The following is a 21,685-nucleotide window of genomic DNA, read 5'->3' as shown; positions in this document are numbered from 1 at the left end:
GGTGGCGCGTGTGGTCGGGCGGCGTTCGCGGGCGGGTGGCGCGGGTGGTCGGGCGGCGTTCGCGGCTGGGCGGCGCGTGTGGTCGGGTGGCGCGCAAGGGCGGGTGTCGTTCGCGGGCGGGTGTCGTTCGCGGGCGGGTGGTGCTTGCGGTCGGGTCGCGCTCAAGGCCAGTCCGCATCGCGATTCTTGGCGCGTCGGGGGCAGGGTGAGACCGGGGCTCGCCCTGAGGGTTGGTCGGTGCGCCGGGCAGAGGTCAGCGGTGGGGGCCGGACGCGCCGGCGTGCTCCCGCTGCCGAGCCGGGTCGAGACGGCCGATCAGGTCGTCGAGCTGGCTCACCAGGTCGGCGGCGTGCGGTACTCCCAACTCGGCGAGGCTCGCGCGGACCCGCTCGTCCAGGCGGGCGTGCTCGCGGCGGCCCCGGGCGGTCAGGTAGGCCCGAATCCGCCGACGGTCGATCGGGTCGATCCGGCGGAACACGAGGTTGCGGTCGACGAGTTGGTCGACCAGCTTGGTGAGGGTGCCCGGCGGCAGCGACGCCTCGGCGGACACCTCGCTCATCGGGTGACCCTGGCCGTCGGCCAGCAGGCAGAGCACCCGCCACGCCTCGATGCTCAGGGCGTCGTCGGCCAGGACGGCGCCCAGTCGGCGGGAGAGCAGCCGTTCGGCGCGGGTGAGCGAGCGCAGCAGGTCGGCTGGCGCCCCGGGCACGTCTGACATGAAACTCCCTGGTCCGGTGGCCCTGTCATGGTAGCGAGTCGTCCCGGTCAGTGGTGAACGCTGGTCTTCGGTCGTGGGCCGGGCAATCATGTGCTCATGTCCGCGCCGGCACCGCCGTGGCTGACCGTCGACCGTGCCGTGGTCAGCATCGCGCTGGTCTACCCGATGCGCGGGCCGGCCGGCATGTTCGGCCCCACCTGCGAGCTCTGCGCGCAACTCGCGGTCGAGGAGATCAATCGGTGCGGTGGCGTGCTGGGCCGGGAGGTGCGGCTGGTGCCGGTCGACGGTGGCGCGCCGCCGGCCGAGGTGGCCGCCGAGGTCGAGGCGTTGGTGTCGGTGGGGGCCGTGCAGGGGGTGACGGGGTGGCACATCTCCTCGGTGCGCCAGGCGTTGGCGCCCCGCGTCGCGCACCGGGTGCCGTACGTCTACACCGCACTCTACGAGGGCGGCGAGCGTACCGAGGGGGTCTTCCTGACCAGCGAGACGCCGGACGCCCAGCTGTGGCCCGCGATGCGGCTGCTCGCCGGGGAGCAGGGCGTGCGTCGCTGGTTCGTGGTGGGCAACGACTACGTGTGGCCGCGCCGTACGTCGCGGGCGGCCCAGCGGTACGCGCTGCGCGGCGGTGGGCAGGTGGTGGGCCGGCACTTCCTTCCGTTGGACGCGCACGACTTCACCGAGGTGCTGCGCCGCATCGAGCACAGCGACGCGGACGCGGTGTTGATGCTGCTGGTCGGTGCCGACGCGGTGCGGTTCAACCGGGCGTTCGCCCGATCGGGTCTGGATCAGCGCTGCCTGCGGCTGAGCACTCTGATGGACGAGAACATGCTGCTGGCCAGCGGTGCCGGCGCGACCCGGAGGTTGTACAGCACGGCGGGCTTCTTCGCCGGGCTGGTGACCCAGGAGAATCTCGACTTCCACGGCGAGTTCGCGCGGCGGTTCGGGGTGGAGGCGCCGCCGCTGGGCAGCCTGGGGGAGTCCTGCTACGAGGGCGTCATGCTGCTCGCCGCGCTGATCGGCCAGGCCCGCACCCTGGACGTACGGGCCATCGAGACCGCCGCCGACACGGTCGCCTACCAGGGGCCGCGGGGGAGGTTGCGGCTGCGCCAGCGGCACGTGCGTCAGCGCATCTACCTGGCCGAGGCCGACGGGCTCGACTTCACCGTGCTCGCCCAGCTCTGAACCGGGCACCCGCAGCCGGCTGACCGGACCCTTGACAGCGCCACCCGATGCCGTCCTAAGATGCTTCCTGGGTGAAGTATCTGGCACCGGGGTCAGGTCCCACCATTGTGCCGCCATCGTCGACGGATTCGTCCGTCGACCATTGTGGTGGCATATATCTCGCGTCTTTCCGAACGGTCGGCACCGTCTCCTCCCAACGGTGTCGGCCGTTTTTTCGTGCGCGCCCGACGGGCCCCTCGGAAACAGTCAATTAAGGACCGGGAAACACCCGCGCAATCATGCCGGTCGACGCTTTCCCTGCCCATATCCGATCCGGTGCCCTGCGCGGCGTCCACCCGTCGACCTCGGCACCGCCCACGTCAGCTCCATCGGACCGCACCGACCGTCCTTTCGTCACTTGAGTGCACCGCAGGGAGAGTAGATGTCATTATTCCGGGGCCGCCGCATCCTGGCGGGTGCCATGACCCTGGTCGCCGCGGCCGCGATGACCGCGTGCGGCAGCAAGACCACCGACGAGGGCGGCGCGGCCGGCGTCACCGCCGACGTCTCCGGCGACACCGTCAAGGTGGGCCTGCTCAACTCGCTCTCCGGGACCATGGCGATCAGCGAGGTCACCGTCCGCGACTCCATCATGCTCGCGGTCGAGGAGATCAACGCGGCCGGTGGTGTGCTGGGCAAGAAGATCCAGCCGGTCGGCGAGGACGGGGCCTCGGACTGGCCCACCTTCGCCGAGAAGGCTGAGAAGCTGATCTCTGAGGACCGGGTCGCCGCCGTCTTCGGCTGTTGGACGTCGGCCAGCCGCAAAGCGGTCAAGCCGGTGTTCGAGAAGAACAAGGCGTTGTTGTTCTACCCGGTGCAGTACGAGGGTCTGGAGCAGTCGCCCTACATCTTCTACACCGGAGCGACGACCAACCAGCAGATCGTTCCCGGGCTCGACTACCTCAAGTCGCAGGGTGCGAAGTCGGTCTATCTGGTCGGTAGCGACTACGTCTTTCCCCGTACCGCCAACAAAATCATCAAGGCGTACGCGGCCGCGAACGGGATGACCGTGTCGGGCGAGGATTACGCGCCCCTCGGCTCCACCGAGTTCGGCACCATCGTCAACAAGGTCAAATCGTCCGGCGCGGACGCGGTGTTCAACACCCTCAACGGCGACAGCAACGTGGCCTTCTTCAAGGAATACAAGTCGGCCGGCCTGACCGCCGCGGCGATGCCTGTGGTGTCGGTGTCGATCGCCGAGGAAGAGGTCAAGGGCATCGGCACCCAGTACCTGGAGGGCCAGTTGACGGCCTGGAACTACTACCAGACCACCCCGGGGGCGGCGAACTCGAAGTTCGTGGCCGCGTACAAGGCGAAGTACGGCGCGGACAAGCCGACAAGCGATCCGATGGAGGCCGCGTACGTCGGCGTCCACCTGTGGAAGGCGATGGTCGAGAAGGCCGGCGCCTTCGACGTGGAGAAGGTCCGCGCCGCCTCGGACGGGATCACCTTCGACGCGCCGGAGGGTCTGGTCACCGTCGACGGCAAGACCCAGCACATCGCCAAGACCGCCCGGATCGGCAAGATCGGCGCGGACGGTCTGATCACCGAGGTGTGGAACTCCGGTAAGCCTGTCGCGCCGGACCCGTACCTCAAGACCTACCCGTGGGCGAGCGGCCTGAGCTGACGACGCCGGCCCGGGCGGGCACCGCGACGACGCGCTCCGCCCGGGCCACCCGACCAGCAGTTCGGAGTACCCACCGTGACAGTCCTCTTCGGTCAACTCTTCACCGGCATCAGCATCGGCGCGGTGCTGCTGCTCATCGCGCTCGGCCTCGCGTTGACCTTCGGCCAGATGAACGTGATCAACATGGCGCACGGTGAGTTCATCATGGCCGGCGCTTACACCACCTACGTGCTGCAACAGAGCATCACCGGCGCCGGCCTGTCGCTGGTGGTCGCGCTGCCGGTCGCGTTCGTGGTCGCCGGCGCGATGGGCGTCCTGCTGGAGGTGCTGCTCATCCGCCGGCTCTACGCCCGGCCACTGGACACCCTGCTGGTCACCTGGGGCGTGTCGCTGATGTTGCAACAACTGGCCCGGGACATCTTCGGCAGCCCGAACGTGCAGACCCGCGCGCCGGAGCTGCTCACCGGCAACGTGGCGCTGCCCGGCGGGCTGACCATCGCCAACAACCGGCTGTTCATCCTGGCGTTGGCGCTGGCCGCCGTCGCGGCGCTCACCCTGGCGCTGCGCCTCACCCCGCTCGGGCGTCGGATCCGTGCGGTGGTGCAGAACCGCGACCTCGCCGCGGTGTCCGGCATCGCCACCTCCCGGGTCGATCGGACCACCTTCTTCCTCGGCTCCGGCCTGGCCGGGCTCGCCGGGGTGGCCCTCACCCTGCTCGGCCCGATCGGACCGACCATGGGCACCAACCTGATCATCGACGCCTTCCTGGTCGTCGTGGTCGGCGGGATCGGCCAGCTCAAGGGCAGCGTGATCGTCGCCTTCGCCCTCGGCGTGCTCCAGGCCACCGGGGAGTACCTGACCACCCTCAGCGTCGCCAAGGTGATCGTGTTCGTGGCGATCGTCGCGTTCCTCCAGTGGCGGCCACAGGGCCTGTTCACTCTGCGGACCAGGAGCCTCGCATGACCGCCGTCACCCCCGCGCCGCCCGACACCGCCGTGCACCCGGCGCCCGCCGGCGCCGTACCCCCGGGCCGGCCCGCCGGCCGCTCGCGGATGCGGACCCTGGCCGGCTTCGCCTTCGGCGCGGCGCTGCTGTTCGCGGTCGCCCCGCTGGTGCTGTCGGACTTCCGGCTGGCGTTGCTCGCCAAGTACCTCTGCGTCGCCATGGTCGCGGTCGGCATCGGGATCGCCTGGGGCCGGGGCGGGATGCTCACCCTCGGCCAGGGCGTCTTCTTCGGCCTCGGCGGCTACGCGATGGCCATGCACCTCAAGCTCGCCGACGCGGGCCCGGGTGGGATGCCCGACTTCATGCAGCTGTACGGGCAACTCGACGAGCTGCCGCTGTGGTGGCGGCCGTTCGCCAGCCCGTGGTTCGCGCTGCCCGCCACGGTGCTGCTGCCGATGGCGGTCGCCTTCGGGCTCGGCTCGCTGGTCTTCCGCCGCCGGGTCCGCGGCGCGTACTTCGCCATCCTCAGCCAGGCCCTCGCCGCCGCGATGGTGATCCTGCTGATCGGCCAGCAGGGCACCACGGGCGGCACCAACGGGCTCACCGACATCAAGGGCTTCTTCGGCTACGACCTGGACGACCCGGTCAACCAGCGGATGGTGTACTTCATCATCGCCGGGACGCTGCTGGCGTTGCTCGCGTTGGCCCGTCAGCTCATCCACAGCCGCTACGGCGAGCTGCTGGTGGCGGTGCGCGACGGTGAGGAACGGGTCCGCTTCCTGGGCTACGACCCGGCGTCGGTCAAGCTGGTGGCGTACGTGGTCGCGGCCGGCATGGCCGGGCTGGCCGGGGCGCTGTTCGTGCCGGCGGTGGGCATCATCTCGCCCGCGCTGATCGGCATCGTCCCGTCGATCGAGTTCGTCATCGGCGTCGCGGTGGGCGGCCGGGCGACCCTGCTCGGCCCGGTGCTCGGCGCGGTGGCGGTGGCCTGGGCGCGTACCGCCCTGTCCGAGCGTTTCCCGGGCACCTGGACGTACCTTCAGGGGTTGCTCTTCGTGGTCGTGGTGGCGTTCCTGCCCGGCGGCCTGGCGTCGCTGTGGGCGCTGGCCCGCCGCCGTGAGGTCGGCGCGCAGCGGCGCGGGTGGTTGTCGCTGGGCCGACGGCGCCCCGAGCGGACGGAGGTGCCGGCATGAGCGAACGCACCGAGCGCAGCGAGGGCCGTGAGCGCATGCCCAGCCAGCACCGCATGAGCGGCGAGCGGTTGGACGGGTTGTCCGTCCGTGACGTGCGGGTCAGCTTCGACGGTTTCACCGCCGTCGACGGCGTCTCGTTGGAAGTACCCGCCGGCGACATCCGGTTCCTGATCGGGCCGAACGGCGCGGGCAAGACCACCCTGGTCGACGCGATCACCGGCCTGGTCCGGGCCACCGGCTCGGTCCGGTTCGGTGAGGAGGAACTGCTCGGCCGGCCGGTGCACCGGATCAGCCGGCTGGGCATCGGGCGGACCTTCCAGACCTCGACGGTCTTCGAGGAGCTGTCGGTGTTGCAGAACTTCGACATCGCGGCCGGCGCCCGGCGCAGCTGGGCGACCCTGGCCCGCCGTCGCCGGGGGGTCCCCGACGAGATCGCCGCCGCGCTGGAGACCATCGGCCTGACCGAGCGGGCCGGGCACCTCGCCGGGACGCTCGCGCACGGCCAGAAGCAGTGGCTGGAGATCGGCATGCTGCTGGTGCAGGACGCGCGGCTGCTGCTGCTGGACGAGCCGGTGGCCGGGATGAGCCATGAGGAACGCGACGCCACCGGCGCTCTGCTGGAGACGGTGAGCCGGGATCGCACTGTCGTCGTGATCGAGCACGACATGGACTTCCTGCGTCGGTTCGCGCGCAGCGTCACCGTGCTGCACGCCGGCCGGGTGCTCAGCGAGGGCACTGTCGCGCAGGTCCAGGCGGACCCGCGCGTGCAGGAGGTCTACCTTGGCCACCCGGTCGACGCCGGGTCGGCCCGTACCGGCCTGGAGGCATGATGTTGACGCTGCGCGGGGTGCACGCCGGGTACGGGCGCTCCCGGGTGCTGCACGGGGTCGACCTGGCGGTCAGGCCCGACGGGGTGGCCGCCGTACTCGGGCACAACGGCGCTGGCAAGAGCACCCTGCTGCGGGTCGCGGCCGGGTTGTTACGCCCGAGCGCCGGCACCGTCGAGCTGGACGGTGAGGACGTCACCCGCGCCGGGCCGCACGAGCGGGTGGCGCGGGGGATGGCGTACGTCCCGCAGGGTCAGCAGTGCTTCCCGCACCTGACCGCCGCGGAGAACCTGCGGCTGGTCGCCGACGGCCGGCGCGACGGGGCGGTGGCCACCGCGGAGGTGCTGGATCTGTTTCCGGCGCTGCGCCCGCTGCTGCGGCGTCGGGCCGGGCTGCTCTCCGGCGGTCAGCGTCAGCAGTTGGCGATCGCCCGTGCCCTGATCACCCGGCCCCGGCTGCTGATGCTGGACGAGCCGACCGAGGGTATCCAGCCGTCGGTGGTCGCGGAGATCCAGGAGCGGATCGTCGAGCTGACCCGGCAGTCCGGGTTCAGTGTGCTGCTCGTCGAGCAGCACCTGGGTTTCGCGTTGCGGGTGGCGGACCGCTATCACGTGCTGGAGTCCGGCCGGGTCACCTCGCACGGCGACGGGGGTGTCACCGCGGAGCGGGAGGTCCGGGCGGCCCTGGCGGTCTGAACCGGGTCAGACCGCTCCGTAGTGGAGGGACAGCCCAGTGGCGGCCCGGTCGGCGGTGATCTGCATCATGCTTCCCAACATCGTCGCCCGGTCCGTCACCACTGCCGTCCCGTCGGGCGCGTACGTGATCCGGTCGCTGACCAGCACCGGCGCTCCCTCGGCCTCGTCCAGATGCCGGGCCACTGCCGCGCTCAACACCTCCGGACGGATCGTCTCCGCCGCCCGGGCCACCACCACCCCGAGGTCGGCCAGGGCCGCGTACAACGATGTGCTGGTGAAGTCCACGTCGTGCAACCGGCTCGCGTGCGGCTCGCGTACCCAGGAGATCTGGTGGATGGCGCGGCGGCCGGCGAACGCGCGGACCCGCTCGAGGCGCAGGCCCGTCTCGGCCTCGCGGACCCGCAGCTGGGCCGCGACGCGCGAGGGCACCCGGCGCTGCGCGCGGGAGATCACCGTCGTGTGGACCTCGTGGCCCTGCTCGCGCAGGTCGTCGCCGAAGCTCCGCAAGGATCCCAGCTGGTACGCCGCGTGGGGCGGTGCGACGAAGGTGCCCTTGCCGGGCTGCTGGACGATCAACCCCTCGGCGCTCAGTTCGCGCAGGGCCTGCCGCAGTGTCATCAGTGTGACGCCGTACGCCGTGCTCAGCTCGCGTTGCGCGGGCAGCGCCTCGCCCGGCGCGTAGTGGCCGTCGCGGATCTTGGCGGCGATGTCGGCGGCGATGGCCCGATAGCGTGCCACTGTTCTGCCTCCCGATGCGTCGACCGTCCGCTCCCGTCGTCGACGGCCACCGCCGATCATCGCACGGGGGCCACCGGAGACAGCGCGGCCCGCAGCGACGCCACGAAGGCGCCGACCTCGGCGGGGTTCGCCCCGTCGAGGATGCGCCGCATGATGGCCGCGCCGACGATGACTCCGTCGGCGACCGCCGCCGCCTCGCCCGCCTGCTCGGGAGTGGAGATGCCGAAGCCCAGCAGCACGGGTAGGTCGGTGACCTGCTTGAGCCGGGCGGCCAGCGTGACGGCCGACGGTGCGAGCCGCTCGCGTTCGCCGGTGGTGCCCATGATCGAGATGGCGTACACGAAGCTCTGGCTGCGCCGGCCGATCTCGGCGAGCCGGTCGTCCGGCGTGGCGGGCGAGGCGAGCAGGCTCACCTGGACGCCCGGCACGTCCAGTCCGGCCAGCTCGTCGAGGGGCAGGTCGGGCACGATCAGCCCGGTCACCCCGGCCGCCGTGAGCGCGTCGCCGAACCCCGGCCGCAGCGCGATGTTGGCGTACGTGCTGGCGACGAGGGGGATGCCCACCCGCGCTCTGCCGAGGTCTGCCAGGACCGAGGCGGGCGTGGCACCTCGGGCGAGCGCCGCGTCCGAGGATTCCTGGATGGTGCGACCATCCACTGTGGGATCGGAGAACGGCAGCCCGACCTCGATCATGTCGGCTCCGGCGTGCTCGAAGGCGCTCAGGAACGCCGTCCAGCCTGGCACGATCCCGCCGGTGAGGTAGGGCATCAGCAGCTTCATCCGAGGTCCGCCTCCGCGATCAGTGTGGTCACGTCCTTGTCGCCGCGCCCGGAGAGGGTGACGAGCACCGTCGATCCGCTGGGCAGCTCCGGCGTGCCGGCGGCGCGAACGACCCAGGCGATCGCGTGGGCCGACTCGATGGCGGGCAGCACGCCCTCCGCCCGCGCCAGCCGGACCGCGGCCGCGATCGCCTCCTCGTCGGAGGCGGTGACGTACCGGGCGCGCCCCAGATCGCGCAGGTACGCGTGCTCGGGTCCGACGCCCGGGTAGTCCAACCCGGCCGCGACCGAGTGCGCCTCCTTGATCTGCCCGTGCTCGTCCTGGAGGAACAGCGACTGGAAACCGTGCAGAACGCCGATCTCCCCGTTCGCCGCGCCGGAGCCGCCTTCGGCTTCCACCCCGACGAGCTGCGCCGACGTCTCGACGAACCCGGCGAACGTGCCCGCCGCGTTGCTGCCGCCGCCGACGCAGGCGACCACGTAGTCGGGGGTGGCGGCGGGCAGCTCCGCCGCGCACTGCTGCCGGGCCTCGTCACCGATGACGCGCTGGAACTCGCGGACCATCACCGGATAGGGGTGCGGACCGATGACCGAGCCCACGCAGTAGTACGCCTCGTCGGCGTCTGTCACCCAGTGGCGCATGGCCTCGCTGGTGGCGTCCTTCAGCGTACGGCTGCCGGTGGTCACCGGAACGACCTCGGCGCCCAGCAGCCGCATCCGGAAGACGTTGTGCGCCTGGCGTTCCACGTCGCGTTCGCCCATGAAGACCTTCACCGGTAGGCCCAGCAGGGCGCCGGCCGTCGCCGTCGCGACGCCGTGCATGCCCGCTCCGGTCTCGGCGATCAGGCGCGTACGCCCCATGCGCCGGGCCAGCAACGCCTGCCCGAGCACGTTGTTGATCTTGTGTGATCCGGTGTGTGTCAGGTCTTCCCGCTTGAGCAGCACCGTCACGCCGAGTTCGGCCGACAGCCGCAGGGCCGGCGTCAGCGGGGTCGGCCGTCCCACGTGCGCCGACAGCAGCGCGGCGAAGCTGCCGCGAAACCCGGGATCGGCCCACGCCTGCGAGAAGGCGTCGGCGACCGCCTCGCAGGCGGGGATCAGGGACTCCGGCACGTACCGCCCGCCGTATCTCCCGTACCGCCCGGGAGTCACTGTCGACCGCACTGTTATAGAACTCATTCAACAGTTATAGAACAGAAGGGCCCACCCTGGCAACAGGAGACGCGCCGGGGTCATGCGTCGACCTGCTCCGCGGCACCCGGTCCGCTTCGTAGAATTCCTGTCATGCCGGAGATCGTCGAGTTGCTGGCCTCGCCCGTGCACCGATTCCTGGGCCGGCCCGCCGACGGCCCGGCACCGGCCCCGCCCGGCGAGTTGGTCGACGCCGTCCGGATCCGAGCCGGCCTCGGCATCGTCGGCGACCGGTACTTCGGCCAGCAGGCCCACCGCGACGCCAGCGTCACCGTCATCGCCCAGGAGTCGCTGCCGGCCGGCATCGGCCTGGCCGAGGTGCGGCGCAACATCCTCACCACGAGGATCGCCGTGGACGAGTTGATCGGCAGAGTGCTGGTGCTGGACTCCGGCGACGGCCCGGTCAGCCTGCGGGTCAACCGGGCGGCCCGACCCTGCGCCTGGATGGACGTCACCGTCGGCCCGGGGGCGTGGAAGGCGCTGCGCACCACCGGCGGCATCCGCTGCACGCCCCTCAACGACGGCACCCTGCGCGTCGGCGCGATCGACGCCGTCGTGACCTGAGTCGACAGCTCGACGAACTGGTGGTGACGGCCCGGCTGGCGGAATCGGCGAGGTGACGCCCCGACGAGCCGATGCGTGGTAGAACCAAACCGCGCATCGGCTCGTGGGTCTCCGGGCAGCCGGGGCCTTGCCGGACGGGACCTCATCGGAACAGAGGTGGTGCGGTGAACGCCGAGCTGCGGCAGCTCATCGAGGAGCTGCGGGCTGACCTGGCCGAGCTGCCGGAAAGCCTGGCGTACGCCGAGTTCGGCGAGGGGGCGGCCATCGACGCCGTACCGGCGGGCCTCCCGGCCGACCTGCGGAACCTCCTGCTGGTGGCCGACGGGCTGCGGGCAGGTCGCATCGAGCTGGCGTCGACGTCGACCCTCCCCGGGATTCAGTACCACCTGGACTACGCACCGGAGTTCTCGTCCATCCCGCAGGACCGGGCCGGTTGGCTGGTGATCGGCACCCGCAGCGACGAGCCGGTCTTCATGGATCGCGGCACCGGGGCGATCTGGTACTTCCCACCGAACGGCACCGAGTGGTTCATGGCCGACGCGTTCGAGGAGCTCGCCCCCGACGTGGAATCCTTCGTGGACTACTACCTGCTCGGGCCGGGTTACGCCGACCTGACCCCCGCCGACGACAGGTGGTTCGCGTTCCTCGATGAGCAGGGCCTGCTCGACGAGGACGACGAGGACGGCAGCTGAGTCAGACCGGGCTGATGTGCGCGGCCAGCACCCGCCAGCCGTGCGGGTCGTCGTGGACCCACGTCCGGGTGTAGCGCAGCCGCGCCGCGAACGGTGCCCCCTCGAAGACGCCGGACACCCGGCCCAGGAAGAACGTCACCCCGGTGGCACCGACGACGAGCAGATCCAGCTCCTCCTCCACCAGCTCCTGCACGACCGAGCGGCGGTCCCGGTGGGCGGCCAGGTCATCCTGCTTGGTCTGGATACGCCCGTCCGGGCCGATGGCGATCAGCTGGTCGACCAGCAACTGGTCGAGGGCCGCGACGTCACCGGCCCGCTGTGCGGCCTGCAGGGTGCGTTCGGCGTCGAGCAGCTCCGCCTCCAGTGCGCTGTTCGGCATGTGCCGTCCTCCCGGTCTCCTTCGCCCGGCACCACCGTCCGGACTGACCGCATTGTGGCAGTCGGCACCGCCTGGCGTGGGCGCATCGGCGTGGCGGCGAGTCTGCCGGCGCTGCTTCGACGCCTCGCGGGCCGCGGAAATCGCTGTCGCGTTCCTCACCGCCGGACCGTTGCGCAGCGGCACCCAGACAGTTCAACGACTCACCCGCAGCGTCCATGACTACGTCACTCCGGGGTGCGGCCCGGGATAGCAGGACGACCACTGACGGGATTTCGGCACAACTCGTCTAGGCTTCGTGGCATGGCGGACCAGGACGGTCTGGGCGCGCACGCCGCCGAAGCGACGCGGCCGGTCGAGACGGTCGTCCGGGAGATCCTCGCGGTGGTCCCGGCCGGGTGCACCTGGCTGGTGCCGGTGCCCGACGACCACCGGGCCGTCGCCGACTGGCGGATCGCGGCCACCAGTGGGCAGAGCCGGGACATCTACGGTCGGGGCGTCGACCGGGTCGGCGCCTGCCTGAGCGAGTTGTACCCCAGCATGGTCGGCGGGCCGCTCTGGCAGCTCTACGAACGGGTGTTCACCACCGGTGCGTCCGGCCGCCTGGCCGACTTCCGGTACCTGGAGAAGCGTAGCGGCGTCGTCGCCGACTCGCTGTTCGACGTCGAGGTGCACCGTGTCCTCGGCGGCCTGCTGGTGTCCTGGCAGCGGCTCGACGAGGACCGTCGCCGCCTGGACCGTACCGAGCTGCTGGGCAACCTCGGCTGGGCGGAGTACGACCTGGCCACCGGGGTCAGCCAGTGGTCACCGGGGATGTACCGGATCTTCGAGCGGGATCCCGCGCTCGGCCCGCTCTCGCGCGCGGAGCAGGCCGCCGCCCTGCTACCCGACGACTACATGCTGCGCGAGGCGGCGTGGCAGACGCTGGACAGCGGGGAGTCCTCCGACGTGACGGTCCGGTTCCAGACGGCCGGCGGGGTGCGGTGGCTACGGATCCTCTCCGACGTCTCCCGGGACGCGGACGGCGCACCGCTGAAGATCCATGCCGTGGTGCAGGACGTGACCGCCCGGGTGGACTCGCGCACCGCCATCGAACGGCTCAGTGACCAGTTGCGGACGCGCGAGATGACCGCGCTGGCCGAACACCGGCTCGCCGGGCAGTTGCAGAACCTCATCCAGCCCGTGCCCCGCGAGACGTTCGCCCTGCCCGGCATCGAGGCGGTGGTCAACTACCTGCCCGCCGAGAGCACCGCGCGGGTCGGCGGTGACTGGTACCACGCGCAGGCCCTGCCGGACGGCACGGTCGTGCTCGCCGTCGGCGACGTCGCCGGTCACGGCCTGGACGCGGCGAGCGGGATGGCGCACCTGCGCTTCGCCCTGGTGTCCTGGCTGTCGATCGGCATTGGGGACCCGTCGGCGCTGCTCGGGCACCTCAACCGGCTCTGCCGCCAGCTCTCGATCACCGCCACCGCCGTGGTCGCCGTCTACGACCCGGCGACCCGGGAGCTCTGCTGGGGCCGTGCCGGGCACATGGCGCCGCTGCTGTCCCGCGCCGGTCGGACCGACCCGCTCGAATGCCCTCCGGGTCTGCTGCTGGGCGTCGTCGCCGACTCGACGTACCCGGTGCTCACCCCGCGCTTGCGCCCCGACGACCTCGTGCTGTTCTACACCGACGGCCTGGTCGAGCGCCGGGAGCCCGAGCCGGACCGCTTACCTCAGGTACGCGCCACCCTGTCTGCGCTGAGCGCCGCGCCGGGGGAGCAGACCCTCGCCCGGCTGCGGAATCTGCTGCATCACCCCAGCCCGGACGACGACACGTGCACCCTGGCCGTGCGCGTGCTGCCCTGAGCCGCGCCCGGCTCACCGCGAGAGCCGGATCCGGACCACCGTGCCCTCACCGGCGGTGAGTACCCGCACCTCGTCGCAGATCTGCTCGACGATGGCCAGCCCGCGGCCGCGTACCGCGTTGGCGGCGGGCATGTCCCGGCCGAGCGCCCGCGGTGGGCCCTGGTCGACGACGTCGCAGAACACCTGGTCACCCTCGGCCCAGAGTCGGACCAGGCCGCCGCCGGTGGTGTGCTGCAACGTGTTGGTCGCCAGCTCGCTGACCGCGAGCGCCAGCAGCTCCACCCGCTCGGCCGAAAGGCCCTGCGCCATGGCGCCGTGGCAGACGAACGCGCGCAGCGGCCGCAGGTCGGTCGCCACCTCGTACGCCATGGTGTCGACGCGCGGGGCGGACGGAGGCTCCTCGGCCACGGCGTGGGCCTTGGGTCGGTCGGCCGCCATCAGCTAGCCAGCCGCGGGTCGTCAGCGGGCGGACGCAGCAGATCGCCGACGCCGGTGATGTCGAGGACGGTCGCGACCTGGCCGGAGGCGTTCACCGCGTACAGGCGCCGGCCGTTGGCGTGTGCCGCCTGATGGGCGGTCACCAGGCCGTGCAGGCCCGTGGAGTCGAGGAACCGGAGCCCGCCGACGTCGACCACCACCACCGGAGCGGCGCGTACCGCCGCGGACAGCACGGTCGTCAGTTCGGGCTGGGCCGCCAGGTCGCACTCACCGGTCAGCATGACCACGATCCGCTCCGGTGCCGTGTACGTGCGGGCCTCGAAGTGCGCCATCGGACAGCAGACCCTTTCTCGTCGCGTCAGCCGTTGTCGGGACATCATGTCATCCGATGGCCGGTCGATCGTGTCCTCCGTTCGGCGGTTGATCACGAGAAAGCGCACCCGCCGCGGTGCGACGGGCCGGCGGAGGGGCGCGGGACGGGTCAGGGCGACGGATTCGCTCAGCCTCACGGGTGGCCCGGGCGGTCGCTAGGGGCGGATGTCCAGGGCGCCGATCAGGCCGTCGCGCAGGGTGAACCGGTACCGCAGCTCGATCGGGCTGCCGGGAAAGTCGCCGGACACTCGCGTGAGAACCAGGTACGAGTCGCCGGCCTGGGGCGTGACCCGCAGCGGTTCGGCGGTGTACGAGTATTCCGACATCGTCCGCTCCCGCCAGGAGCGGATCGAGGGCCGGTCCTCGTACAGCCGGTCCTCGTCGGCCACGCTCGCTGTGTCCGCGAAGCAGGCGACGAAGGCGTCCAGGTCACCGTCACCGACGGCCCGGAAGTACCGGTCGATCACGTCGGGCAGGTCGAGGGCCATCTGCTCCTCCTGCGGCACGGGCCGCCGTCGGGCAGCCGTCGGGTTCCCGGTCCGGTTTCACGGTACGAGAAGCTGACCGCGCCGCGCGGATCAACCAGCAGAACCATCCCGCTCCGGTCGCCGGGTTTGCTGCCGGTGGGCCCGGGTAGCCACGCGTTTCCGAAGGCGAAGGGCGGAGGCATGGCCGAGCTGGCGTTCGTCGACAAGGTTGCGGCACGGGCGGGTCTCCCGCCGGAGCAGGCGCGCCCGCTCACCGAGGCGGTCCTGCGGACCCTCACCGAGCGGCTCAGCGGCGGGGAGGCGGGCGCGTTGGTCCCGCACCTGGCCGACGAGCTGAGCCCGCTGCTGGTCAAGGCCGCCGAGCCGGCGGAGGCGTTCGGCTACGACGAGTTCCTGCGCCGGGTGGCCGACCGCGCCGGGGTCGACCGCCCGGCCGCCGAACGGGGCATCCGCGCGGTGCTCCAGACGATGCACCGTGTGGTCGGGCACCGGGAGTTCGAGGACGCCCTGGCCCAACTCCCAGCGGACCTGCGGGCACTGGCGCAGCCGCTGCCGCACGGCCCCTGACCGACGCCGCGGCTCCGAACCGGGGCGCGGCCTGACCCGCGGTCAGACCACGCCCCTCGTCCGAGGTCAGCCGGTTACCCCGCTACTGACCACCCACTTCTGATGTGCGCCGCCCGCGTACGTACCGAGCTGGATCTGGGTGCCGTCGCCGGTGTTACCGCCGGCGGCCTCCATGATCTTGCCGGACTGCGGGTTGCGGATCGACCCGTCGCTCTGCGGCTGCCAGACCTGCGCGCCGGTGCCGTTGCAGGTCCAGAGCTGGATCTTCGTACCGTTGGCGGTGCCGCCGTTGTCCACGTCCAGGCACTTGCCGAGCACCCGGTAGGTGTCACCGACCCGCGTCCACGACTGCGCCGCGGTGTTGTTGCAGGTCCAGAGCTGGATCTTCGTACCGTCGGCGGTGCCGGCGTTGTCGACGTCCAGGCACTTGACGCCGACGCCGGTGATGGTGCCGCCGACCGGCGGGGGAGGACTGCCCGGGATGGAGTTGAGCGTGTACCACGCTTCGGTGCTCCACAGTGACTGACCGCTGGTGGAGGTGAACGGGCGCGGCGAGCGCAGGTACACCACCCGGCCGGCCTTGCGACCGGGCACCACGAGGGTGACCTTCTTGCCGTCCGCGGACAGGGTGGCCGAGGTGACGGTCAGCGTCTCCTCGTCGACCTTGGGGCCGCCGTAGGCCGAGGTGGCCACGTACCGCCACTGCTTGACCTTGTAGCGGGCGGCCAGCTCGGCGGCGGTCTCCGCCGAGACGGGCTGGGTGTACTCCACCTCGAAGCCGGTCGTGGTGGCGCGCATCGCGAGCATCTCGAACGTGGTGGCGCTGTTCGGGGTGAGCTTCTGCAGGCCGTACGACAGCTTGCCGGTCTGACCCCAGTTGCCGCCCGCGCCGAGCCCCCCGACGTAGATCGCGCCGTCCGGGCCGATGTTGACCTCGGAGACGCCCGCCTCCAGGCCCTGGGTGAGCCGGAACAGGGCGCCCTGGTACTCGCCGTTGACCTTCTCCACATTCGCCCGTTGCAGGCCGCCGTAGGTCACGTCGCCGATGACGAACTGGCCGGCGTATCGACCGGTGGTCAGGTAGAGCGGCGTGCTGGGCGAGTTGGCGATCTCGTTCTGCGGCATCCAGAGCACCGGCGGGGTGACCACTGCGGTGTCGAACGGGCCGGCCGGGTTCGTGTAGTGGTTGAAGAACCGGCCCTGCTTGATGTGCAGCAGCTTCGAGGAGGGCAGCCAGCCGCCCTGGTTGTCGGTGACGAAGATGCCGCCCTCCGGGCCCCAGCCGATGCCGTGCGGCGTACGCAGGCCGCCGGCGACGTAGCTGACCGCGCCGGTGTCCTTGTTGACCTTCAGGGTGGTGCCCCGGTTGGTGGCGGGCTGCGGGTTGGTGGTGGCGCCACCGGAGTTGATCGACACCGACAGGTTCAGATAGAAGAACCCGTCCTGGTAGAGCAGGCCGAACGCGAACTCGTGGAAGTTGCCGCCGTACGGCCAGGTGGCGACGGTCTCCAGGCGTTCGGCCACCTCGTCACCGCCGGTGTCCACCAGCCGGGTCAACCGCTGCTTCTCCGTCACGTAGACCACCCCGTCGACGACCTTGAGCCCCATCGGCTCCTTCAGGCCGCCGGCGATCTTCTTGGTGGTCACGTTGCCCGGACTCGTCGACCCGCCGGTGTTGCCGAGGATCCAGACCTCGCCGTCCTGGGAGGTGCCGGACTGGTCGCTGCCGCCCCAGGTGCTGATGACCAGCCGGCCGTCGGCCAACCAGTCCATCCCGGTGACCTTCGGCTGGAAGCCGCTGGGCCGCAGGTTGGTCAGCGTGTAGCCGGGGTGCACACCGGTCAGTGGCAGGCCGTCGCCGGGGGAGTCGGAGACCCCCTCGCACTCCTTGCGCCCGGGTGCGGTCACCCGGACCACGCCGGCGTCGGTGCTCAGCGCCGAGTTCGGTACGACCGCGAAGGTCGACGAGCCGAGCGTCTTCCACTCCAGGGTGATCTGCTGCCCGCCGCCGCGCTCGAAGTGGTCGATGCGCAGCGAGTGCATTCCGGCGGTGAGGGTGACGGTGCCCTCCTTCGGCGGGGTAGCGCCGTGCAGGCCGTCGTGGTTGATCACCACGGCGTTGTCGATCGACAGCTTGGACCCGTCGTCGCTGCTGAGCCGGAAGGTGTAGCTGCCGGCCTGGGTGGTGGTGATGTTGCCGAGCACCTGCGAGACGAAGTTGTCCTCGAAGCCGAAGTCGGCCGCCGAGGTCCAGTTGATGGTGGACATCAGCTTGTCCACGTTCGGGGTCTGGGCGGGCTTGAGGGTGCACAGCTCGGAGAGCGGCACCTGTACGTCGAAGACGCGCAGCGTGACGCCCGGCTCCTGCGCGGGGGCGGCGGTGGCGGGGACGGCCCAGAGGCCGGCGGTGAGGACGAGTGCCAACGCACCCAGGACGGGATGGTGGAGTCGGCGTAGCAGGGGTGTGCCCATCGTTCCTCCAGGAGGCAGTGGAGTGTCCGACGGTCGGCGTGGATCAGCGGTGAGGATGACCGTCGGCCCGGCTCCGTAACGTCCTCGACGCCGACGAGTGACAGTGCGGAAATACCGGGTGGATGGGTCGAGACATTAAGGTGTTTCGATTGGACTGTCCATGGCTTCGCGTCGATACATCAAAAGTTTCCAATGTCCGTGCGAAAGTTCGAGGCGATACGCGAGAAATGCCCAACTGCCGCGGCGGCCTAACGCCGTCCCCGCCGCCCCGAACCACCGGTCCGATTGCCGGTCTTCCGAGTCGGGTTGGTGGCCTTGCGGGCCGGGGCGCCACCCTTGTCGGCGGGCCGTCGGGCCGCCGTGGCGGCTCTGCCCGCCGCCGGCCGACGGCGGGCCGCCACCAGCACGATCGCCGAGACCACGACGACGATCAGGGCCGGGACCAGCCAGGCCGGGAACCCGGTGTCGCGCTGCTCCTCGGCGGCGCCGGCCGGTGGGCTCGCCGGAGCGCCGGTGGGGCCGACCGGGCTGCCGCTGGCCCCGGAGCTGGTCGAGCCCTCGCCCTCGGCCTGGGCCAGCAGCGCCGGGTCCGGCCCCGCCGTGGGCGCCGACCAACCGGCTGGGGCCGCCGTGCCCGGCCCCTGGTAGTCGAAGGTCACCTCGCCCCGCACCGCCTCACCGTCTGAGGCGACGGAGAGGTAGCTGGCGGTGTAGCGACCCTTCGCCGGCCAGTGGGCGACGGTAACCATGGCCGGGAAACCGGTGTGGTACAGCCGTGGCTCGAACACGCCGTTGACCATGAAGTACTCGGTGACCGGCTTGTCCAGCCGCTTCGGCTCACCGTACGACCAGCCGTTGTCCACTCGCGACCCATCCGGCCCGGTGATGGCGAAGTGCGCGTTCGAGGCCGGCTTCTCGGTGAAGTACAACGCCAGCTGGGCCAGCGGCTGGCGTACCACGGTCCCCTTCAACGGAGTGGAGGTCGCCAGCTGGCCGTGCGCGGACGCCGGGGCGACCGGCAGCAGCAGCGACACCACCACTGTCGCCGCCAACGCCGCCACGGCACGACTCAGGACGTTACGCACAGTGACCAGCTTCGATCGCATCCGTTCATCATGGTCATTTCCCCGGCACGTAACAAGACGTAGAGTTCTCCTCCCCGACGATCAACCCGACAGCCGTCCCCCTCGCGTCGTTCGGAGTCCGCCCGTGTCCGTCCGTACCCCCGCCGCCCGCACCTTGGCCACCCTCGCCGCCGCTGCCCTCGCCGCCCTGCTCCTGGCCGGTTGCGGGCAGGACGACGACCCGTCCGTGGCCACCCCCTCGACGGCGCCGACGTCCGCGGCCCCGGCGAGCGCCACCCCCACCGCACCGACCCCGACGGCCACCGGCACACCCAGCGCCTCCGCCAGCACCACCCCGGTCGACAAACAGATCACCGTGACCATCACGAAGAAGCGGGTCGACCCGCCGACCGGAAGGGTCACCGTCAGTAAGGGCCAGCTGGTCCGGATCACTGTCACCTCCGACGTGTCCGACGAGCTGCACGTGCACGGCTACGACCTGGGCGCTCGGCTGCCGGCCGGCACTCCCGGCTCGGTGGAGTTCCGCGCCGACAAGACCGGGTTGTTCGAGGTGGAGACGCACGAGTCCGAGCTGGTGCTCTTCCAGCTCGTCGTCCGCTGAGCGGCATGACGGCCGCTCCCACGCTGCTGGCACACGGCGTCGGTGGCCGCCAGGACCTGCCGATCACCCTGCCGCAGCTCGTCGTCGCCGCCGCACTGACCCTCGTCGTCACGTTCGTGGCGCTGGGTCTGCTCTGGCGCGAACCCCGGCTCGACCGGGACGCCACCGGCGGTCGCCCGGTGCCGCGCTGGCTCGCCCGACTCGTCGACGCGCCCGCGTTCCGGTGGGCGCTGCGCGGGCTCGGCCTGCTCGCCGCCGGCTGGTTCTGCCTCGGTCTGCTGGGCGGGCCGGACACCCCGGACAACCCCACCGCCGGCGCGCTCTACGTGCTGCTCTGGGTCGGGCTGGCCCCGCTGTCGCTGCTGCTCGGCCCGGTCTGGCGGGCGGTCAACCCACTGCGTACGGTGCACCTGCTCGCGGCGCTGGCCGCGCGGCGCGACCCGAACCGTGGGCTCCGTGAGCTGCCCGACAGCGCCGGCTGGTGGCCGGCCGCCGCCACCCTGTTCGGGTTCGTCTGGCTGGAACTGGTCGCCCCCGACCGGGCCACCCTGCCGGTCATCACCGCCTGGCTGGCCGGGTACGCGGTGGTCCTGCTGGCCGGCGCGGTGGTGTTCGGGGCCGGCTGGTTCGACCACGCCGACCCGTTCGAGGCGTACAGCAGCCTGATCGGTCAGCTCGCGCCGGTCGGCCGGGCCGCCGACGGCGTCCTGGTGTGGCGCAACCCGCTCGACGGGATCGCCGGCCTGCGACCCCGCCCCGGGCTGGTCGCCGTGGTGATCGTGCTGCTCGGCTCGACCATGTACGACAGCCTCTCCAACGCCCCGGGCTGGTTGCGCTTCAGCCAGGAGAACGGTCTGCACCCGGCGGTCACCGGCAGCGCCGGTCTGAGCCTCGTCATCGCCGCCGTCGCGGTGGCGTACCTCGCCGCCACCGGCGCCGCGGGACGCATCGGTCGCGCCGACGCGGCCGACGCCCGTGCGGTGCCGGGGGAGATCGCCCACTCCATCGTGCCCATCGCGGTGGGGTACGTGGTGGCGCACTACTATTCGCTGCTGATCCTGGAAGGCCAACGCACCGTCGCGTTGCTCTCCGACCCGCTGGGCACCGGCGCCAACTGGCTCGGCACCGCCCATTGGGAGCCGCAGACCGCGCTGGTCACGCCTTCCGGGGTGGCGAGCGTCCAGATCACCGTCATCATCCTCGGGCACCTGCTCGGCACACTGCTCGCCCACGACCGCGCCCTGTACCTGTTCCCCCGGGCCCGGGCGGTGGCCGGTCAACTACCCCTGCTGGCGCTGATGGTCGCCTACACCGTCGCCGGTCTGCTGCTGCTGTACGCGGGGTAGCCCCGCCCGGCCCCGACCCGTGCGTCATGATGCCCCGTGGACTCCGATCTTCAGCGCTACCTCGACGACCTGGTCAGCACCGCCCGGGGCGTGCTCGGCGCCGACCTGGTCGGCGCGTACGCGGCCGGCTCGGTGGGGCTCGGGGCGTACCAGCCGGGCCGCAGCGACGTGGACGTGGCGCTGCTCAGCGCCGTCCCGCTCACCGAGACCGTCAAGCGGACGCTTGTCGCGCGGCTGCGACACGAGGCGCTGCCCTGCCCGGCGCGCGGACTGGAACTGGTCGTCTACCACCGGGCGGTGGCCGCCTCCGGCACCCCGGAGCCCGGCTTCGAGGTCGAACTGAACACCGGTGCCGGCATGCCGTTCCGCCGCACCCTCGACCCCGCCGACCGCCCGATGGCCGACGGCCGGTTCTGGTACGGCCTCGATCGCAGCATCCTGCACCAGAGTGGACTCGCGCTGCTCGGGCCGCCGGCGGGGGAGGCCTTCGCCGACCTCGCGCCGGCCGACCTGCGCCGACTGCTCATCGAGGCGCTGATCTGGTGGTTGGCCCTGCCCACACCACCGGCCGACCAACCCGCGCCGGGCACCGAGGACGCCGTACTCGGCGCCTGCCGGTCGCTGGTGCGCCACCGCGACGGCGTCTGGCTGGCGAAGGTCGCCGCCGGCCAGCGGCTGATCGACGCCGGCGACCGGGCCGAGGTGATCCAGCGGGCGGTCGCCGCGCGGCACGGCGGGCCGCCGCCCACCGGGGCGCAGGCCCGCGCCTTCCAACAACGGGTACGCGACGAGATCGCCGCGTAGCGCGTCGCTAGTGCTGTGACCACGAACGTTCGCGGTGTTGGGTGACACGTCGTCCGGCCTGTCGACTGGGCGGCGTCGCGGCGGTCAGGCGGTGGCAAAGCG

23 protein-coding genes are annotated in these 21,685 nt (G+C 71.6%); 13 read left to right on the top strand and 10 right to left on the bottom strand.

Annotated elements, in window-relative coordinates:
* Positions 1 to 253: 253 nt before the first annotated feature.
* The gene (locus ABZU52_RS25745; RefSeq protein WP_354973544.1) at positions 254 to 718 is read right to left on the bottom strand and encodes a MarR family winged helix-turn-helix transcriptional regulator; all 465 of its coding nucleotides are present in this window, start codon (positions 716 to 718) and stop codon (positions 254 to 256) included.
* A 96-nt stretch (positions 719 to 814) separates the two neighbouring features.
* On the opposite strand from ABZU52_RS25745, the gene ABZU52_RS25740 reads away from it, so the two are divergent.
* The 6 genes from ABZU52_RS25740 (at position 815) to urtE (ending at position 7,223) form a co-directional block, all read left to right on the top strand.
* Entirely contained in the window at positions 815 to 1,897 is a 1,083-nt protein-coding gene (locus ABZU52_RS25740; RefSeq protein WP_112590253.1) for a substrate-binding domain-containing protein, read from the top strand.
* Between the two features lie 421 nt (positions 1,898 to 2,318).
* Positions 2,319 to 3,563 (top strand): urea ABC transporter substrate-binding protein, encoded by a 1,245-nt coding sequence (gene urtA, locus ABZU52_RS25735; RefSeq protein ID WP_354973543.1) that lies wholly within the window; start codon positions 2,319 to 2,321, stop codon positions 3,561 to 3,563.
* Positions 3,564 to 3,638: 75 nt separating this feature from the next.
* Positions 3,639 to 4,526 carry an urea ABC transporter permease subunit UrtB gene (gene urtB / locus ABZU52_RS25730; RefSeq protein ID WP_354942925.1) on the top strand — a complete coding sequence of 296 codons (888 nt, stop codon included), beginning with the start codon at positions 3,639 to 3,641 and terminating at the stop codon, positions 4,524 to 4,526.
* Positions 4,523 to 5,701 carry an urea ABC transporter permease subunit UrtC gene (gene urtC / locus ABZU52_RS25725; protein ID WP_354973542.1) on the top strand — a complete coding sequence of 393 codons (1,179 nt, stop codon included), beginning with the start codon at positions 4,523 to 4,525 and terminating at the stop codon, positions 5,699 to 5,701. Before urtB ends, urtC begins: the two co-directional genes overlap by 4 nt.
* A complete protein-coding gene (gene urtD, locus ABZU52_RS25720) occupies positions 5,698 to 6,531 on the top strand; it encodes an urea ABC transporter ATP-binding protein UrtD (protein WP_354973541.1) in 834 nt (277 codons plus the stop codon). The genes urtC and urtD overlap by 4 nt, the downstream gene beginning before the upstream one ends.
* On the top strand, positions 6,531 to 7,223 hold the full coding sequence (urtE, locus tag ABZU52_RS25715; RefSeq protein ID WP_354973540.1) for an urea ABC transporter ATP-binding subunit UrtE: 693 nt from the start codon (positions 6,531 to 6,533) through the stop codon (positions 7,221 to 7,223). Before urtD ends, urtE begins: the two co-directional genes overlap by 1 nt.
* 6 nt (positions 7,224 to 7,229) lie before the next feature.
* On the opposite strand, the gene ABZU52_RS25710 is transcribed toward urtE, so the two are convergent.
* Genes ABZU52_RS25710 through trpB form a run of 3 tightly spaced genes read right to left on the bottom strand, consistent with a single transcriptional unit; the run spans position 7,230 to position 9,918 of the window.
* A complete protein-coding gene (locus ABZU52_RS25710) occupies positions 7,230 to 7,961 on the bottom strand; it encodes a GntR family transcriptional regulator (protein ID WP_354973539.1) in 732 nt (243 codons plus the stop codon).
* Between the two features lie 56 nt (positions 7,962 to 8,017).
* On the bottom strand, positions 8,018 to 8,740 hold the full coding sequence (gene trpA / locus ABZU52_RS25705; protein WP_354973538.1) for a tryptophan synthase subunit alpha: 723 nt from the start codon (positions 8,738 to 8,740) through the stop codon (positions 8,018 to 8,020).
* On the bottom strand, positions 8,737 to 9,918 hold the full coding sequence (gene trpB, locus ABZU52_RS25700; RefSeq protein ID WP_354973537.1) for a tryptophan synthase subunit beta: 1,182 nt from the start codon (positions 9,916 to 9,918) through the stop codon (positions 8,737 to 8,739). Before trpB ends, trpA begins: the two co-directional genes overlap by 4 nt.
* A gap of 105 nt (positions 9,919 to 10,023) precedes the next feature.
* On the opposite strand from trpB, the gene ABZU52_RS25695 reads away from it, so the two are divergent.
* Entirely contained in the window at positions 10,024 to 10,494 is a 471-nt protein-coding gene (locus ABZU52_RS25695) for a molybdenum cofactor biosysynthesis protein (protein ID WP_354973536.1), read from the top strand.
* Between the two features lie 164 nt (positions 10,495 to 10,658).
* Positions 10,659 to 11,186 (top strand): SUKH-4 family immunity protein, encoded by a 528-nt coding sequence (locus tag ABZU52_RS25690; RefSeq protein WP_354973535.1) that lies wholly within the window; start codon positions 10,659 to 10,661, stop codon positions 11,184 to 11,186.
* Between the two features lies 1 nt (position 11,187).
* Here the strand turns inward: ABZU52_RS25690 and ABZU52_RS25685 are convergent, their stop codons facing one another.
* Entirely contained in the window at positions 11,188 to 11,565 is a 378-nt protein-coding gene (locus ABZU52_RS25685) for a nuclear transport factor 2 family protein (protein WP_354973534.1), read from the bottom strand.
* A gap of 300 nt (positions 11,566 to 11,865) precedes the next feature.
* On the opposite strand from ABZU52_RS25685, the gene ABZU52_RS25680 reads away from it, so the two are divergent.
* Positions 11,866 to 13,410 (top strand): SpoIIE family protein phosphatase, encoded by a 1,545-nt coding sequence (locus ABZU52_RS25680; RefSeq protein WP_354973533.1) that lies wholly within the window; start codon positions 11,866 to 11,868, stop codon positions 13,408 to 13,410.
* A 12-nt stretch (positions 13,411 to 13,422) separates the two neighbouring features.
* On the opposite strand, the gene ABZU52_RS25675 is transcribed toward ABZU52_RS25680, so the two are convergent.
* The 3 genes from ABZU52_RS25675 to ABZU52_RS25665 form a co-directional block, all read right to left on the bottom strand.
* Positions 13,423 to 13,848 (bottom strand): ATP-binding protein, encoded by a 426-nt coding sequence (locus tag ABZU52_RS25675; protein WP_354973532.1) that lies wholly within the window; start codon positions 13,846 to 13,848, stop codon positions 13,423 to 13,425.
* Positions 13,848 to 14,180, bottom strand: coding sequence for an STAS domain-containing protein (locus ABZU52_RS25670; protein ID WP_354973531.1), 333 nt, complete (start codon positions 14,178 to 14,180; stop codon positions 13,848 to 13,850). Before ABZU52_RS25670 ends, ABZU52_RS25675 begins: the two co-directional genes overlap by 1 nt.
* A gap of 195 nt (positions 14,181 to 14,375) precedes the next feature.
* A complete protein-coding gene (locus tag ABZU52_RS25665) occupies positions 14,376 to 14,708 on the bottom strand; it encodes a nuclear transport factor 2 family protein (protein ID WP_354973530.1) in 333 nt (110 codons plus the stop codon).
* A 180-nt stretch (positions 14,709 to 14,888) separates the two neighbouring features.
* On the opposite strand from ABZU52_RS25665, the gene ABZU52_RS25660 reads away from it, so the two are divergent.
* Entirely contained in the window at positions 14,889 to 15,275 is a 387-nt protein-coding gene (locus tag ABZU52_RS25660) for a DUF2267 domain-containing protein (RefSeq protein ID WP_354973529.1), read from the top strand.
* Between the two features lie 66 nt (positions 15,276 to 15,341).
* On the opposite strand, the gene ABZU52_RS25655 is transcribed toward ABZU52_RS25660, so the two are convergent.
* Together ABZU52_RS25655 and ABZU52_RS25650 are read right to left on the bottom strand one after the other, a co-directional pair.
* Positions 15,342 to 17,747, bottom strand: a complete 2,406-nt coding sequence (locus tag ABZU52_RS25655; RefSeq protein ID WP_354973528.1) for a ricin-type beta-trefoil lectin domain protein — start codon at positions 17,745 to 17,747, stop codon at positions 15,342 to 15,344.
* A gap of 248 nt (positions 17,748 to 17,995) precedes the next feature.
* Positions 17,996 to 18,853, bottom strand: coding sequence for a copper resistance protein CopC (locus ABZU52_RS25650; RefSeq protein WP_354973527.1), 858 nt, complete (start codon positions 18,851 to 18,853; stop codon positions 17,996 to 17,998).
* Positions 18,854 to 18,956: 103 nt separating this feature from the next.
* Here ABZU52_RS25650 and ABZU52_RS25645 point away from each other — a divergent pair, with 103 nt between their 5' ends.
* From ABZU52_RS25645 to ABZU52_RS25635, 3 genes are read left to right on the top strand one after another with little or no spacing between them, the layout of a single operon-like run.
* Positions 18,957 to 19,433, top strand: a complete 477-nt coding sequence (locus ABZU52_RS25645) for a hypothetical protein (protein WP_354973526.1) — start codon at positions 18,957 to 18,959, stop codon at positions 19,431 to 19,433.
* A gap of 5 nt (positions 19,434 to 19,438) precedes the next feature.
* On the top strand, positions 19,439 to 20,779 hold the full coding sequence (locus ABZU52_RS25640; protein ID WP_354973525.1) for a hypothetical protein: 1,341 nt from the start codon (positions 19,439 to 19,441) through the stop codon (positions 20,777 to 20,779).
* A 36-nt stretch (positions 20,780 to 20,815) separates the two neighbouring features.
* Entirely contained in the window at positions 20,816 to 21,583 is a 768-nt protein-coding gene (locus ABZU52_RS25635; RefSeq protein WP_354973524.1) for a nucleotidyltransferase domain-containing protein, read from the top strand.
* The last annotated feature ends 102 nt before the right edge of the window (positions 21,584 to 21,685 follow it).

It is taken from the genome of Micromonospora sp. NPDC005220, assembly GCF_040607895.1.
Classification (GTDB): Bacteria; Actinomycetota; Actinomycetes; order Mycobacteriales; family Micromonosporaceae; genus Micromonospora.
The sequence above is the reverse complement of the archived record's forward strand: the minus strand, read 5'-3'. Positions and strand labels throughout refer to the sequence as shown.